Genomic DNA, 15,001 nt, shown 5'->3' with positions numbered 1-15,001 from the left:
CGCGGGAACGATGCCACCCGGCAGGCTCGGCCGCCCGCACAAATTCCTCATCGGTGTGGTCGTTGCCGGTGCACTCGTCATCGCCGGAATCGGCTTCGCCGGTTCCTACGCGGCGGTCCGTGAGCTGGCGCTCCAGAAGGGGTTCGGGAACTTCTCGTACGTCTTCCCGATCGGCATCGACGCGGGTATCGGCGTCCTGCTCGCCCTCGACCTGCTGCTGACCTGGATCCGCATCCCGTTCCCGATGCTGCGCCAGACGGCCTGGCTGCTGACGATGGCGACGATCGCGTTCAACGGCGCGGCGGCCTGGCCGGACCCGCTGGGCGTGGGCATGCACGCGGTCATCCCGGTGCTGTTCGTGGTCTCGGTCGAGGCGGCGCGGCACGCGATCGGCCGCATAGCCGACATCACGGCCGACAAGCACATGGAGGGCGTCCGCATCACCCGCTGGCTGCTCTCCCCGATCCCCACCTTCCTGCTGTGGCGGCGCATGAAGCTGTGGGAGCTGCGGTCCTACGAGCAGGTCATCAAGCTGGAGCAGGACCGTCTGGTCTACCAGGCCCGTCTGCACTCCCGCTTCGGCCGCGCCTGGCGCCGCAAGGCCCCCGTGGAGTCGCTGATGCCGCTGCGCCTGGCCCGCTACGGCGTGCCCCTCGCAAAGACGGCCCCGGCGGGTCTCGCCGCCGCCGGCATCGACCAACTCACGGATGACAGGCACCCGGACGAAACCGTCCCGCCCGACTACGTCTTCGCACGCGCCGACGTCACCACCGCAGCAGCTGAACTCCCCGCCGCTGAAGACGTGCAGGTCTCTGCTGTGAGTGCGCAGGCGGATGACTTCAGCAATGGGGAACCGCTCACCGAAGCCGCTGGGGCAGATCCAACCGATCCTGGAGTCGCCTTGGCTCACAGCCGAGCCCCGGTACCGCCGACGGACGTAAGAGCGCACCCCGCCAAGGGGACGCGCACCACGCGAGTGAACGTGGATGTTGAAAAGCCGCAGCCAGAGGTGAGGCGCGACAGCGGTCTCTCCGTGGTCGATCGGTACTATCTCGCCTGGATCGACTACCTGGGCCTGCGCGGCGAACAGCCCTCGGGCGAGGAACTCTCCGCATATCTCGCCCACAGAGGCATAACCGGGCGCGGCGGCAGCGCCGTCAGTCCTTCCACGCTGCGCCGGTACTTCCTCCACTTCCGCATCTTCCAAATCTGGGCAGACCACCGGCTCGAGAGCACTGTCCCCTCCGCGCGCACCGTCGCTCAGGTCTGTGCGCAGCGTGGAATCACCGCCCAGTACAAGCGGGCCATCACCACCGACGACATCCTCAACCATGCCCTTGACTACGAACGCCGCTGGCAAGCCATCTGGAAACACCAATCCGAGACCCACACCTGAACCGGAGATTCGGCCTTCAGTGTTCCCACACGTCCGGGCCGCCGCCCTGCCACTCGATCAGTGTCGATGCCTCCACCCATGCCGGATCCGGATCATCCAACCTGCCCGCCGCAAGAACTCGGCGATGTCCCGGAAGGTGTACGCGAGCCCGAGGATCTCCCCGTCCATCCGCACCCGCCGGCCGCCCTGCTCGTCAGGCGGGTACACGATGATCGGCAGCGTGGTCATGGGGTCAGCCTCACCCAGGCGGGAAGGTCGCACGCGGTGGACTACACCACTCAGGCGTGGCAGAGCGTGCCCTGGCCAGCGAGGACTCACCAAGAGCCGCACAGGGTGCACCAGGGCTGTGGAAGCGTGCGGGGAAGCAGCCCTGCGGCATCCTGCGGGACAAGGTTTACCGCAGCCAGCAAGAGCTCCTTGCCGAACTCGGTCTCACCGTAGGGGAAGTGGGGCGGTCTGGGCGTAGCACGCGCGGCGAGGCCGCCCCGGCGAGGCCTTCGACGCGCACTCACCCCGAAACAGAGCCGTTCCACCGGCCTCAGTGGAAGCCGAGCATGCCAGGTGAGTTGATGTCGACGGTGACCACGCCCGGAGGGTAGCGATCCTCGTACTCGGTGAGCAGGATCGACATGCCGGTGAACTCCGCTCGGGGCAGGGCGCAGTACAGCGCATGGCATGTGTCGGGGCCGCCGTAACCGTCACGGATCATGGTGCCGACGGTGGTGGCGGCCATGGTATCGAGAGGGTCGACGAGAACGGAGGAGAATGCCAGCACGCGGCGGTGCAGGTGTTCCTCCTCGGCCTCGGCCTGCATGAGGCACAGGGCGGGGACGCGGAGCTGTTCGATGGGAGTGTGGGCCATGTTGCCGGCGAGCAGGTTCAACGCTTTGTGCCCGTCCGCCAGAGCCCGTACGGCACTCGTATCAAGGATGATCACGCGGCCGTGCCCCGGGCCGAACGAGCCTTCTCGGCGGCGATCTTGTAGATGTTGCCGAGAACGTCTGGGGCCTGCTCGAAGTCTTCGTCGGTCAGCTCAATACCCATGAGTCGCCGTACGACATCCCGGTCGGCCGCCAAGCGTTCAGCGCGCTGTGCCGCGGTGGGCTGCTTAGCCGCCAGTGCCTCGACCAGTTGGCCCAGGCTCAGTCCCCGCTCTTTGGCGAGTTCAGCCAGATGGTCTCGGACCTCGCGGGACACCTGGATCGTCGTCGTAGCCATAGTCCCACTATAGCCATTCCGTGGAGATGGGTGGCGGGTGGATGCGCGTGCAGCGAACTGGAATCCCAGCTACCGCCTCCTCGGCGAAAGTGACGGCCACCGGCCCGACAAATGCCGCTCTCAACCGCAGCGACGGGCTCCGCCGCACCGGCCCACAGTTTGGCCTGCCGGAACCGGTCGTGCGCGAGGGCCGACACAGGATGTGTCGGCCCTCGCGGCCTGCAGGGGTGATTACGGGGAACTTCTCCTCCAGACCGTGCGCCCGCAGTCGGCCCCTGAACCCGGTCAGCACTGTGTGATCAAAGCCGGGGTCGGTCAGCTCCAGGCCGAGCAGGTACTTCAGGTCGATCCTGGCCCGCACCGCGTGCACGGCCTGGCGATCGGTCAGATTCTCGGCGAACTTACTGACTAGTAGGGCTTGGTCAGGTCGGTTGTGGTGGCGCATGTCCTGCGGGCCGGTTGTGGCGTTGAGGGCGTGTGACTCCGGATGAGATTGCTGTGGTGCGTGGTGAGTTGGAGGCGTTCGCGGCGGAGGTGTTCGAGCCGTTCGCGCGCAAGGGTCAGCGCCGGTGGGGGCAGGTCTACCTGCGAGGGCTGCTGACCGACGGGCAGCGCAAATCGGTCGAGCCGATGGCCGCCTCAGCACAGAAGTCCACGCCCCGACGACCGCGAACGGTCACCGGCGGGCTGGACCCCATGGGCAACTGGCGACAGTTGAATAGGCGAGCCCACCAACACCGAGGCCGTGTTACACGCGCCGAGACTGAGTATCACCGCCGGCCAGCCTGTATCCAGGAGGACAAGTGGCACCAAAGGTCCACGTTCCAGCGGCCGCCCATCCACCGTAGAGATAGGCCTCCGCGCCGCCACTGTTGCTACACATAGTAAAAGCCCGCGCTTGATAGCCGGCGGATACGATGCAGTATGCCTTCCAGGACGTGCTCGTATATTTGTAGTTGGTGCAACTCCAGCCTGTGCCTGAGTCCGCTGAGGCGGGACTAGCGATCGCCACCCCTGCCACGAGGAAAGAAGCAGCTAGGGCGGCTGTTACCCCATGGCGTAGCGCGGTTTTCATAGCGTTCCTCTCTTTTGCACCCTTTAGGGTATGTGTGGGTTGAATTTCCGACCGGGGGTGATTCATCCCGACCCGGTGGCTACAACCCCGTTGATAACCTGCATAGTTGACGTAGATCGCCCCCAGTCCTGATCCGGACAGGCGCTGGCTGGTTTGGACGGAGCGTTAGGGGACCCGGGCAAACACCGCGGTACTCGGCCGACTGCCTGGTGCACATGTCGATCAAGCCTCGAGCCGCTCGTGGCGGCTCTGGAGGTGCCGACGGTCAGTCGATCAGGCCGGGGATCCAGATGCGCGGGCCGAGGGTCATCGGGTGCTCCTTCCATGGCGCGGGTCCGCCGACGCTGACGCCCGTCAGCGAAGAGGCGAAGTGGATGCCATTCATGCTGGGGGCGAGGTCCTCGAGATGGGCTCCACACGGCGACGGAATGGGCGAAACTTGCTTTCATGGCGCGCGTATCGGCGGATTCCGTACTGAGCCTCACGGATCCGCGGCTGGTGACCGCGCTGCAGCGGGACGGCCGACCTCTTCGAGGAGATCAAAGCCCTCGGATTCACCGGCTGTCTGAACCTGCTGCACAAGTACATCAACCAAGGCCGTGCGGACGCCGATCGCAGCCACATCTCCCCGCGCCGGCTGGCCCGGATGCTCCTCACCAAGCCCGACAACCTCAAGGCCTCGAATCGCGCACTGCTGGCCAGGCTCACCGCAGCATGCCCCGAAATAACCCAACTGGCCTCCTGCGTAGGAGACTTCGCCGAGATCCTGACACCCCGCACAGGAAACGCCGACAGGCTCTCGCACTGGATCCCAGGTCAGCGCAGCCGACCTGCCTCACCTACACGCCTTCACCCGGGGCCTGGTCAGCGATATCAGCTACGTTCACACCTGGGCCGGGTTCCTCTATCTCGCGACCGTCATCGACTGCCACACCAAAGCGGTGGTCGGCTGGGCGATTGCCGACCACATGAAGACCTCACTCATATCGGATGCACTCGATATGGCGGCCCGCAACATCGACCTGGCCGAAGGCTGCATATTTCATTCCGATCGCCCAATACACGTCTCGAGAACTTCGTTGCAAGCTCCCCTCGTTGGGCCTGCGAGCAGGGTCTTTGCATGAAGTGATCTTGTCCGGGTTCATCCGGTGAGGCCGAGGAGGGTCAGGGGTCGGTGGTAGCTGCGGGCCGCCTGCCTCAGGGCCGCTGCGATGCTTTTCTGGCCGTCTTGCCGGTGGAGACCGATGGCGAGGTTGCGGAGGCTGGCCATGGTGCGGGGCAGCTGGGCGCTGCGAACCTTGGAGTCGTCCTCGCGGAACGTGCGGTCGCGGACGTGGTGGAGGAGGTTCTCGATGCCCCAGTGGCCGCGGATCCATGAGGCGAGTTGTGTGCCGGTGGCCGTGCCGGGCGGCAGGCTGGTGATCAGGTAGACGCGCTCGATGGTGAGTTTTCCCGAGCCGAGGTCGCGTCGCCATCGCACGACTTGAAGGGCCTGTCGGGCGTCGGGGTAGCTGAGGTGTGCGAACGCGGCGGTCTTGAGACGGCGGATCTCCATACGGTGGTGGGCCCGGGTGCGCTCGTAGTGGTCGAGTGCGATCTCGTGCCAGGGCAGCGCGCGGACACGGTCGAACAGGCCGGGCTGGTTCTTCTTCACGACGGCGATGTAGTGGGCCCCTCGGGAGCGCAGGTAGGCGCCATGGCCGTGCTGGGTGTGCAGGGCAGGCGCCCGCCGTGATCACGGCCTGGGCGAGGTCGATGCTCTCCAACAGCGGTGCGAAGGCGGGGATTTCGTTGCTCTTGTCGGCGACCCGGCGCTGGGCAAGGACCTCGCCGCTGTGCGCCATCGCGGCCAGGAGCGCGGTCGCCGCAGCGGTCTGGGTGCGTGAGCCGCGGACGGTTTTGCCGTCCACGGCAATCGGCCGCAGTCCGTTGTGTTCGCCGGCGGAGGCTGCCCGCGCGGACAGGAACGCGCCGATCGCGGCGTCCAGCGCGTCGCCGTCCAGGCGGGCGAGCAGGCGACGCACGGTGGCCGGGTGCGGCACCACCACCTGCCCGGTCAGCGGATCCGGGGCGAAGCCCAGCGCGCGCACGGCCCAGCGCGGTGCGTCCGCGATCCACTCACCGATCGCGGCCAGGGAGCGGGCGCCGGCCAGGACGCTCGCCGCTGCCGCAGACAGCAGCGCGGGCAGCGGATGCCGACGGCCCCGCCGGTCGCGTGGATCGGGCACCGCCGTCAGGAAGGGACGTAGGCCGGTCGCAGTGGCCAGGGGAGATGTGACTTCGGCGCGGGCCAGGTGATCCAGTGCGATGGGCATGGGGGGAGATGAAGGGGCAGGCACGGTCTCGCTCGGTTCTCATGGGTCTCGACAACCACATGATCACCGGCACCGTGCCTGCACTGCTTCCCGGCCCCAGAACCGGACATGACGCGACGTCAGCCGACGGGCAGCGGCAGACGCAGTTCGCCGCGCTCGGCGGCGGCCTTGCGGGCGCCGTGCAAGCGCCCGGCCAGGATGTGCAGTTCGGCCTCACTCATCGTGGACTTCAGGCCGAGCACCAGACGATCGTTGAAGTCCCCCAGGTCATAGACGCCATCGCTGTCGATCAGGAGGGTGTCGGTGAGCCGGGCGAACTCCAGAAGCCGGCCGAACTCGGCCGAGGACCGGGCCAGCCGGGACACCTCCAGGCCGAGCACGGCCCCGACCTCGCCGAGGCAGACCCGGGCCACCAGCTGCTGGAAGCCGACCCGGGTGCCGGAAAACCGGCCCGAGGTCCCCAAGTCCGCATCCACGACGGTGATATCGCATGAGGCCCAACCCAGCTCGCGAGCCCGGTCGGCCAGCGCGTACTGACGGGCCGTCGACTCGGTGTTCTCCCGGACCTGCAGCAGCGTCGACTGCCGTACATAGATCAACGCCAGCCTCGACCGGTGCGAGGCAGTGATCTTCTGACTCCCGCTCATCCTTGCTTGCCTCCCCGCGCAGAGCAGACTCGATCATGTTCGCGATCAGAAGCACAGCAGTCCGGTTCCAGTCCTGGGCATCCGTCACAACCAGTCACCTCCGCCCAGGCGGCGGCAGGCGGGCCGCCCCTCATGACGTTCCTCCACGGCTCGGTTCGCCGCAACGGCTCACCAGGGCATTCACCAGGGCGGACAGCGCACAGAGGCCCTCCATCGCGAGCCGGTTCTCACCCGCGACCGGAGCACGATCCGTCCACGCCTGCGGCAATGTCACCGTCATGCCGTCACCGGCCGTGCAGACGAAGACCAGATTGCCCGAGCGGCGCACCGTCCGGCACACCTGCACCCGGCGCCCCGACCACGGATGGAACGGGTGGGTGACGATCAACGAATCCACAGAAACGCCGCGATCAGGGGTACTGCGCTGTGTCCTCTGGGAGAACGCCTGGGCCGAGTTCGTGCCCTTCCTCTCCTTCGACGTCGAGATCCGCACCGTCATCTGCTCGACGAACGCCATCGAGTCCGTCAACGCGCGGATACGCAAGGCCGTCCGGGCCCGCGGACACTTCCCCACCGAGGCCGCCGCCCTGAAGTGCATCTACCTGGCACTGATGAGCCTCGACCCGACCGGCAAGGGCCGCAAGCGCTGGACCATGCGCTGGAAGGCCCCCCTCAACGCCTTCCAGATCGCCTTCGAGGGCCGGCTCACCCCGGCCAACAACTGAACCTCAACCACCAAGATCAGCCGTTAAATTGACACACCCCTGCCGGCGCGCGAAGCCTCTGCAAGGGGCGCGAACGCGCCCGACCATCACTACAGGCCGCGGGAGAGGGTGGTCGCGCCGTCGGGGTGATCGTGACTGCGGCGCCGTAGACGGGCAGTTCACCAACCGTGTTGAGATGGTCGCGAATCTCCTCCAGCAGGTCCCACAAGCGGCGCCGGCCGCCCTGGTGGATCATCGGCGACTGGCGAGGACCGTCCGCGTGGGCCCCTGCCCAGAACCCGGGTGCGCCATCCGGTGTCGGCGTCGGCTGAACCCGGGTTCTGGACCGCTTTCAGTGCCCGGGGCCACCGAGGGGCACCGAAACCGCGATCATGAACGGCCTCGCGCGCTGGAGAGGACCCGCTTGCGGAGTAGGTCGAAGTCGGCTCGGTCGAACGGGAGTTGGGCGACGGCGAGCGGCAAATCAGCTGTGCGCCCGGCGCGGACACTCCCAGGAAGGGGGTTTCCGCACCGGGCGCACCGGATGCTACGGGGCGGCCTCGTCGTTCATATGAGTGATCCGCGCACCAGGAGTACCCAACGTCTGAACAATCCGGTCGGCGGCCTCTGGGGAGAAGAGCCCCTTGGTCACGCTGAGGACGAATCCAGCCACGGGAGGATGGTGCACCTGCCGCAGCAGGATGAATGCCTCCCCATCCGCCGGGGAGAAGGCGAAGCAGAACCACTCCGCAAAGTCGTCTCGGGCGATCTCTGGCGCGCCCCAACGTTCCTCGAGCGCCGCGCGCTCGACATCGACCTGGACGAGCCACCTGATGTCGCGCGGGTTGACATCCTGTTCGGGGATCCGCTTCAGACCTGCCGGGTCCAGCTCCCGCAGATCCATATCTACCTCACCTCCGTAACGATGATCGGAATAGAAGCCCATTCGTCACCATCCTTGACGAAGAAGTTGACGCCAGCCTCTCTCTCAGCCTCCCACGCAGCCTGTCCAGGCAGACTTCGGCCATAGGACTTGGGCTGCACGGTGGTGTAAAACTCCAAGCTTCCGGGCTTGGCGTCTTTCGGAATCGGACCCCGCCACGCCTGTGCGGTGGCGTTGCCTCCCTGCTTCGGCGCCCTGCCCCAAAGCTCGCCGGACTGGACCATGCTCCGTGCGACCTCCGCCGACTGGGTTTTCGGGTTGGCGAGCCGGTGGAACGGGCCGTACAGGGTCACCGGCCCCTTCGGCAGGTCCTCTCCAGCGATCAGTGCCTTGGCACCGGCCGCAGCGATGCCACTCCCCACTACCGCGCTACCGCCGGATGCTCCGCCGGTCACCATTTCCATGATCTCCGCGGCGCATACCGGGGCCGCGGCCAGGCATCCATCGCCCACGGCGACGGCGACCGGGGCAAGGACTACGGCCGACGCCACGACGGTGATGGCGCCCAGCACAACCTTCTGCCAGGTTGCGAGCTTCGGGGTGTCTGGCAGGTCATTGGCCTTGGGGTCGTATGCCACATTCGTTCCCATGGCCCAGCAGGAGTTGCAGTAGCCGTCATCCTTCTTGGGCTTCGGGTCGGGTCCCTTCTTGAACACGATCTGCGCCGATTTGTGGCCAGCTTCCGTGTGGATGGTGACGGTCATGGTGCCGCTGCCGGTGCCGCCGCCCGCCTTCTGGTACTGGAAGGACTGGGTGTAGGTCTGGGTGGAGACGACGTTTGTCCATCCGCCCTGGCCGTCCCGCTCCAAACGGTCGACAGTGCTTCCGCCGTGGCCGTCACTGCACCCGTGCTCGCAGGGCGTGACAGGCCGCAGGCCGGTGGGGTCGGACATAGTGACCGGGGTGTTGTCGGCGTAGGCGTAACCGTTGAGGGACTCATGGTCCCCGGGGGCGAGAACAGGGTCGACGGAGAGGAAGCGTCCGCTGGCCGAGTCGTACTCGCGGGCGCCGATGTGGGTCAGTCCGGTGTCGGCGTCAGCGGGCTTACCGAGGAAGCCCTTGTCATCGGGCCAGGTCGACGGTGTCGCACCGCGAGTCTCGCCGAAGGGCTTGGTGTAGCGGCGGGTGACGGCCTGGGTGGTGGCGTCCACCGTCATCGAGGTGGTGCCGTGGTGGTCGTCGACCATCCAGGACAGGCCTGTTTCGGTGCGGACGGCGGTGGCGTCGCCGGCTTGGTAGTAGCGCTGGACGGTGAACTTCTTGGCGGACGTGTCGTAGTGGAGCTCCTGACCGGCCAGGTAGAGAACGGTGTTGACGGGGCCACGCCGGATCAGGAGTTCACCGTTGGCGTCGTAGAGGTAGTCGGTTGTCTTGGAGCCCTCGGTGAGGCGGGAAAGTTCTCCCTCGATGTCCCAGATGAGGCTCTGCGCGGTCCCGGTGGGGCCATAGCGCTTGGTGGTGTTGCCCTGCTCGTCGTAGGTGTAGGTCTTGGCGGTGCCGCTGTTAACGGTGACGGAGGTCAGAGTGTGGGGTTGGCCGGCGCCGGTGGCATTGACAGCGGGGTAGCCGTACTCGGTTTTGGTGTCGCTGGTGGCGTTGTGTTCGGTCTGGGTGTCGCGCAGGCCGCCGGGCTTGTAGGTCCAACTGGTCCAGTACGGTGCCGGTCCGCCGAGGGAGGACGCCGAGCGGGCTGTGGCGCAGTCGTTGGAGGTCGGAGTCCAGGCTTCGGTCAGACGGCGGTAGCCGTCATAGGCGAAGCACTGGGTGTCCTTGCCGTTGGCATTGTCGGTGAGCGACTTGACGTTGCCGGTGGTGTCGTAGGCGTAGTCGACGTCGCTGGTGTAGCCGGTGTTGGTCTGGTCGACGGTGTGGGTGTTGGTCAGGCGGCGGGTGCCGTCCTCGTAGCGGTTGAGGAGCTGGAGCTGCTTGGCGCCGGTGGAGGTGCCCAGGCGGGTCTCCTCGATCTCGCCGTACGGGGAGTAGCCGATGTTCTGGATGTAGTCGGTCATGCCGTCACTGCCGGTAAGCATGCCGAGGCTGTTGTAGCTGTTGGTGACGGCCTCTGCGGGCAGACCGGCTGCTGCGGGCATCGAGGTGGACTGGACGGTGCCGTCGATGTTGTAGGTGATGGAGGTGGTGAAGGTCTGCGGTGCGCCAGCGGTGACCAGGGGGTCGGTGGCGGCGATGACGGTCTTGATGCCCTTGGAACGGCCGAGGGCGTCGTAGCCGGTGACGACCTGGGAGTAGATCTTGCCAGTCGTGCCGCCGACGTACCGGATCGAGGCGGTCGGCTTGCCCTTGGCCAGGGAGTCGTACGTGAACTTGGTCAGCTGGTGGGTGTTGTCCTTCACCCCGTCCCAGGTGCCGATCGTGCGGCCCAGCTCGTCGTAGTCGGTGATCAGGGTGCGAGAGACCGCATCGAGGGCGGTGGTGGCCGTCAGCGGCTGGTCGGCGTCGTTGTAGGTGGTGTCGACCCGGCCCTTGTCGGGGTCGGTGGACATGATCTTGCGGCCGCGCAGGTCGTAGCCGTATGTCCACACCGCCCCGTCCGGACCGGTCATCTTCTTGAGCTGGCCGCCGGCGGTGTACTCGTAGAAGGTGCTGGTGTAGTCACTGCCGGTCGGGACGGGGCCGCCGTACTCACGCCGTTCTGTCATTCGGCCGCGGGCATCGACGATCGTCAAAGTGCCGGTGCCGCCTGCTGCGGCGGTCACAGCGGTGCGGTCGCCCTCCGCTTCGGTCTTGGTGCGCCATTTCTCTTGGTCGTAGACCCGGAAGATCGATTCGGTGGCACGGCCAGCGGCGTCGAAGATGGTCTCGGTGGAGGCTGGGACGGAGCCGGGGTAGGTGTTGGCCAGGGTGCCTGAGGGAGCGTTGCTGTCATGGACCTGGCTGTTGGAGACGTAGGCCAGGCCGCGGTCGTCGTAGAGGGTTTCGGAGATCACGCGGCCGCCGTTTGGCGAGGGGACCTGTTTCTGGCGGGACCGCAGCAGGCCGTCGAAGATCTCGTAGGAGCTGTTGTAGGTCTTCCCGTCGGCCTTGAGAGCGTCGGTGCGGACCCAGGTTTCCTTGTCGTTGTTGATGCTGTAGGCGTAGCCGATGCTGGCGGCGTCACCGAGCGTGCGGGAGCGTTCAGGATTCCAGACCGACCGCAGGCGGCCGAGCGCGTCGAAGGACCACTCGGTGATGTTGCTGTTGGCGTCGGTGGTTTTGGTGGCCGTGCCCCAGGCCGGGTCCACCTCGGTGGTTGAGGTGTAGAGCTTGGGGTCGGTGGTGGTCTTGGACGTCAGCGGTCCGTAGCCGGTGTCGTCGGGGACGTAGGTGGTCTTGATCGTGCGGTTGAGGGCGTTGGTCGCGGTGGCCGGGCGGCCCAGCTTGTCGTAAGTGGAGCTGGAGACCTGCTGGTAGACGGGCTTCTTGTCGAGCTCGCCGTAGCTTGCGACCCGGTAGGAGGCGGTGATTTCGCCCTTGGTGGGCGCCGCGCCGACCGCTTGGCCGTCGTAGGCCGTGGTGATGTCGGAGACGACGTCGTCGGGGATCACGGGGGTGGTCGCGCACTGGACGCTGTAGGTCTCGGTGCGCGAGACCGCGTTCACAATCCAGGCCGAGGTGTTGCGGGCATAGCTGGTCCGCACGCACGACTCGTCACCGGTTTTGGCGGTGTCGCCGCTGTCTTCCACGGTGATCGGCATGCCATATGTGGTGTCGTACGTGGTCTTCTGGGTGACGGTGCGGGTGACGGTGGAGGTCTTGGTGCGGGTGGCGGTCTCGTCGGCCTGGACGATCCAGGAGTCGGTGGTACCCCAGCTGTAGGTGTGACTGCCGGTCTTGTGGGACCAGGGGGTGTTGATGGTGCCGCTGACTTCGTCGGCGTCGTTGTAGACGATGGTCTCGCGGACGAAGCCGGTGTACTGGCGGGAGTCGTCGATCGCGGTGTCGGTGGAGTCGGTGACTTTCTCTACCCGGGCGGTGCCGTCGAGTTCCTTCTCGCCGTTGAGGCCGCGCATGTAGAGGGTGGACTTCTTGGAGCGCGGGCCCTCGGAGTCGCCGGAGATCTGAACGACCTTGCCGTAACCGCGCCACTGCGACCAGGTGCGGTTGGAGGTCTTGGTCAGGCCCTCGTCGTCGGCGTAGGCCCAGCCGGCGCCGCCCTGGTAGTCGTAGTACGTCTCGCCGGTGTCGCCGTGTCCGTAGGGGTCGTCCTGGAGGATGGAAGTGACCACGTACTTGTGGAACCAGTCGGTGACCGGGGCCGCGCCGGACTGGGACCACTTGACCGGGAAGCAGCGGCGGGTGTTCTTGTCGATGTCCGCGGGCATGCTCGAGCCCCAGATGCAGTCGGGGTCCGAGTAGTTGGCGGTGAGGGTGGAGCCGGTCTCGGACTTGATGGTGCGCACCCGCCACTTGATGTAGCGCAGGGTGTCCGGGCCGCTGCCTTCCACGTGGTTGGACAGCTGGATTCCGCCGAAGACCACCGGCGGCATCGCGGCGGTGGTGCTGTTGGCCTTGCCGGTGTTCTGGATGGAGTTCAGCCACAGGCTTGCCGAGGAGGCGTCACCGGTGTCGGGGAAGCTCTGGTCCAGGTGCCAGGTGTCCACGTCCCTGCGGGTGGTGCCGGTGCCGGTCCAGACGGAGGTGGTGATGTCGGTGAGTCGTTTGCGGGTGAAGAAGGACGGGCCGATCTGGGTTGTGCACTTGGTGTTGGCCGCGCAGATCATGTCGAAGGGCACGTCCGGCCAGTTGGCCTTGGTGTCCTTGGTGAGGTTGTCACAGCCGCCGGAGGAGACGCAGCGTTCGGCGTAGGTGAAACTGACCTGCTGGGCGGCGGGTTTGGTGTAGATCAGGTCGCTGCGCAGGCCGTAGTCGATGCGGTTGAGGTAGCCGCCGCGAGTGTAGCTGGTGCCGTTGACGGTGGTGTCGGCGTTCTTGGAGTAGTAGTTCGTCTCTGGGGTGTACCAGTAGGTGGAGGCGTTGCCGTGGCTGTCTACGACGTAGTCCAGGTTCCAGCGCCAGGCCTGGTTACAGGAAGAGTCGGCGAAACCAGTCGACTTGTTGCAGGGTTCCCCGGAGTCGTCACCGAAGACGGGGGCCGTCCATACGGAGTTGGTGACCGGGTCGTCGTCGGAGGTGTCGGTGGTGCCCTTGTCGCTCCAGCCGGGCAGTCGGTGCTTGCCGAAGAAGTACTGGATGCCGGACGCGTCCGTGACCTTCCAGTACTCGGTATTGTCGTCGCCGTTGCCGGTCGCGCCGGTCAGATGCTCGACGCGGCTGCCGTCCTCGTTCTTCAGCTTCCACGAGCCGCCGGACGCTTGTGACAGGGCCGCGATATCACATGCCGCCTTGTCGGCGCAGGTGTTGACCAGCTCCACCGCTTTACCGTTGAGGACCAGGGTGGCGTTGGCGTACTTCCAGCACTGGTCGCCCTTGCCGGACTGACCGTCGTCCTTGCAGGAGCCGTACTTGCGCTCGATGTAGGACTCGGTCATCGAGAAGCCTTCGCCGATCACCGAGGTCTGGTTGTTCTCCCCGGACGTGCGGCCGTCCACCGAGGCGGAATTGTAGGAGATCGACAGGTTCGGGGCCGGGCCGGCCGTCGCTGGGGGAACCCGCAGCGGGTAGTTCCAGGTGAAGTCACCCGTGCTGCCGCCAGCCTCCCAGGTCGCGGTCGGAGACAGCGAGGTGGCGCTGTAGTCGCTTCCGCCGCCCGAACTGTCGGCCGCCGCCGCCAGCAGCATCGGGGTGCCGGCTGCGAGTGCGCGGGCGGAGACGGTGCCCGTCAGGGTCTGGGACTCCGCATCGTTGTCCGCGCTCGACACTGGGCTCTGGGTGCGGCAGGACTTCTTCTCCGGGGTGGTCAGCGCACACGCCGGGAGTGTCACCAAGCGCAGACGGGGGCCGAAGTTGCCGCCGTAGACATCGTTGAAGGAGGAGTAGTCCAGAGAGAGACGAAGTTTGTCGGTGTCACCGGCGGGGTTTCCGGATGCGGCTCCCGCCGGGTCGACGGTGAGCAGGATGCCGTTGACGCCCGCCTTCTTCGCGGCCGACTGGGAGTGGATGCTGAGCGCCACTTTCTCGGCCGGGCCGGTGGCCTTCGCCCTCTTCCTGGTCTTCGCCGACTTGGCTACCGCGGCGGCGGGTTCCTGGGCCAGTGTCATGCCGAGCCCGCCGATGGTGAGAGCGGCCTTGCCGGTCGCTGCAACCTCGGTGGTGGCTTTCCCGGCCTTCGGCCAGACGGCTTTCTTCAGCCGCTCTCGGGTCTCGCGGGTTGCCGGTGCGGCTTTGTCCTTCGGGGCCTTGGACATGCCGGGCTTAAGCACGCCCACCTTGTCGGTCTTCGCCTTGGGCTGATGCTCAAGCGGCTTGCGGGCAGCCTGGGACTGAGCCTGCGCAGCGAAGTCATAACCCGCGGGAGCTATGACTTGTGGCAGGAGGGAGAGGGAGGCGACGAGTGCGCCACGGCCAAGCCAGCGGCGTATGACCGCCCCTGGCAAACGTGTGCGGAAGGGTGTTGGAGACACGGTTCTTTCCCGTTTTCAGAAATGGAAAGGGGCAGGAAGCGCTCGGGCGGCGGTGTCCGCGCCCGAGAACGCCGGAGCTCGACAGCACATCCGCGCAGGTACGCGGGCGATGCGAGCGGAACGAAACAGAGCAGAAGAGGGCGGGACAGGGCGGGCAAGAAGGCCCGCCCTGTCCCGCCCCGCTC

At 66.6% G+C, this 15,001-nt stretch carries 10 protein-coding genes and 5 pseudogenes; 5 read left to right on the top strand and 10 right to left on the bottom strand.

The window, feature by feature from the left end:
* Window positions 1–10 precede the first annotated feature (10 nt).
* Complete coding sequence (locus ACFYR3_RS39700) at window positions 11–1,396, top strand: DUF2637 domain-containing protein (protein ID WP_355846443.1); 1,386 nt, start codon at window positions 11–13, stop codon at window positions 1,394–1,396.
* 16 nt (window positions 1,397–1,412) lie between these two features.
* On the opposite strand, the pseudogene ACFYR3_RS39695 reads toward ACFYR3_RS39700, so the two are convergent.
* The 4 genes and pseudogenes from ACFYR3_RS39695 to ACFYR3_RS39680 all read right to left on the bottom strand — a co-directional run.
* Window positions 1,413–1,624, bottom strand: a pseudogene (locus ACFYR3_RS39695) (hypothetical protein).
* A gap of 310 nt (window positions 1,625–1,934) precedes the next feature.
* A complete protein-coding gene (locus ACFYR3_RS39690) occupies window positions 1,935–2,333 on the bottom strand; it encodes a hypothetical protein (RefSeq protein WP_389286941.1) in 399 nt (132 codons plus the stop codon).
* Window positions 2,330–2,614 (bottom strand): hypothetical protein, encoded by a 285-nt coding sequence (locus tag ACFYR3_RS39685; RefSeq protein ID WP_355846156.1) that lies wholly within the window; start codon window positions 2,612–2,614, stop codon window positions 2,330–2,332. Before ACFYR3_RS39685 ends, ACFYR3_RS39690 begins: the two co-directional genes overlap by 4 nt.
* 256 nt (window positions 2,615–2,870) lie before the next feature.
* Window positions 2,871–3,023, bottom strand: a pseudogene (locus tag ACFYR3_RS39680) (transposase); the annotation flags it as partial.
* A 68-nt stretch (window positions 3,024–3,091) separates the two neighbouring features.
* Here ACFYR3_RS39680 and ACFYR3_RS39675 point away from each other — a divergent pair.
* The 3 genes and pseudogenes from ACFYR3_RS39675 to ACFYR3_RS39665 all read left to right on the top strand — a co-directional run bounded on the left by ACFYR3_RS39675 (window position 3,092) and on the right by ACFYR3_RS39665 (window position 4,813).
* Window positions 3,092–3,499, top strand: a complete 408-nt coding sequence (locus ACFYR3_RS39675; RefSeq protein ID WP_389286939.1) for a transposase — start codon at window positions 3,092–3,094, stop codon at window positions 3,497–3,499.
* Window positions 3,500–4,215: 716 nt separating this feature from the next.
* Window positions 4,216–4,561 (top strand): annotated as a pseudogene (locus ACFYR3_RS39670) (ISL3 family transposase); the annotation flags it as partial.
* Complete coding sequence (locus tag ACFYR3_RS39665; protein WP_389286993.1) at window positions 4,550–4,813, top strand: DDE-type integrase/transposase/recombinase; 264 nt, start codon at window positions 4,550–4,552, stop codon at window positions 4,811–4,813. The pseudogene ACFYR3_RS39670 and the gene ACFYR3_RS39665, both read left to right, overlap by 12 nt.
* 17 nt (window positions 4,814–4,830) lie before the next feature.
* Here ACFYR3_RS39665 and ACFYR3_RS39660 read toward each other — a convergent pair whose 3' ends face one another.
* The 4 genes and pseudogenes from ACFYR3_RS39660 to ACFYR3_RS39645 form a co-directional block, all read right to left on the bottom strand.
* Window positions 4,831–5,352, bottom strand: coding sequence for an ISAs1 family transposase (locus ACFYR3_RS39660; RefSeq protein ID WP_389286991.1), 522 nt, complete (start codon window positions 5,350–5,352; stop codon window positions 4,831–4,833).
* Between the two features lie 361 nt (window positions 5,353–5,713).
* Window positions 5,714–6,004: pseudogene (locus ACFYR3_RS39655) on the bottom strand (transposase family protein); the annotation flags it as partial.
* A 119-nt stretch (window positions 6,005–6,123) separates the two neighbouring features.
* Entirely contained in the window at window positions 6,124–6,651 is a 528-nt protein-coding gene (locus tag ACFYR3_RS39650) for a recombinase family protein (protein WP_389286937.1), read from the bottom strand.
* Window positions 6,652–6,781: 130 nt separating this feature from the next.
* The gene (locus ACFYR3_RS39645; protein WP_389286935.1) at window positions 6,782–7,039 is read right to left on the bottom strand and encodes a DUF5372 family protein; all 258 of its coding nucleotides are present in this window, start codon (window positions 7,037–7,039) and stop codon (window positions 6,782–6,784) included.
* 43 nt (window positions 7,040–7,082) lie between these two features.
* Between ACFYR3_RS39645 and ACFYR3_RS39640 the strand changes: the two are divergent.
* Window positions 7,083–7,376 (top strand): annotated as a pseudogene (locus ACFYR3_RS39640) (transposase); the annotation flags it as partial.
* Between the two features lie 526 nt (window positions 7,377–7,902).
* Here ACFYR3_RS39640 and ACFYR3_RS39635 read toward each other — a convergent pair.
* Together ACFYR3_RS39635 and ACFYR3_RS39630 are read right to left on the bottom strand one after the other, a co-directional pair.
* Window positions 7,903–8,301, bottom strand: coding sequence for a hypothetical protein (locus ACFYR3_RS39635; protein WP_389286933.1), 399 nt, complete (start codon window positions 8,299–8,301; stop codon window positions 7,903–7,905).
* Window positions 8,262–14,774, bottom strand: a complete 6,513-nt coding sequence (locus ACFYR3_RS39630; protein ID WP_389286989.1) for an RHS repeat-associated core domain-containing protein — start codon at window positions 14,772–14,774, stop codon at window positions 8,262–8,264. The genes ACFYR3_RS39635 and ACFYR3_RS39630 overlap by 40 nt, the downstream gene beginning before the upstream one ends.
* Between the last annotated feature and the right edge of the window lie 227 nt (window positions 14,775–15,001).

The sequence above is a fragment of the Streptomyces sp. NPDC005784 genome (assembly GCF_042871525.1).
GTDB lineage: Bacteria > Actinomycetota > Actinomycetes > Streptomycetales > Streptomycetaceae > Streptomyces.
This window is presented reverse-complemented; position numbering and strand designations above follow the sequence as displayed.

Bases quoted from the DNA above. Each gene is read 5' to 3' on its own strand.
- ACFYR3_RS39685 (WP_355846156.1), bottom strand. From the start codon at position 2,614: ATGGCTACGACGACGATCCAGGTGTCCCGCGAGGTCCGAGACCATCTG.
- ACFYR3_RS39635 (WP_389286933.1), bottom strand. From the start codon at position 8,301: ATGGGCTTCTATTCCGATCATCGTTACGGAGGTGAGGTAGATATGGAT.
- ACFYR3_RS39650 (WP_389286937.1), bottom strand. From the start codon at position 6,651: ATGAGCGGGAGTCAGAAGATCACTGCCTCGCACCGGTCGAGGCTGGCG.
- ACFYR3_RS39700 (WP_355846443.1), top strand. From the start codon at position 11: ATGCCACCCGGCAGGCTCGGCCGCCCGCACAAATTCCTCATCGGTGTG.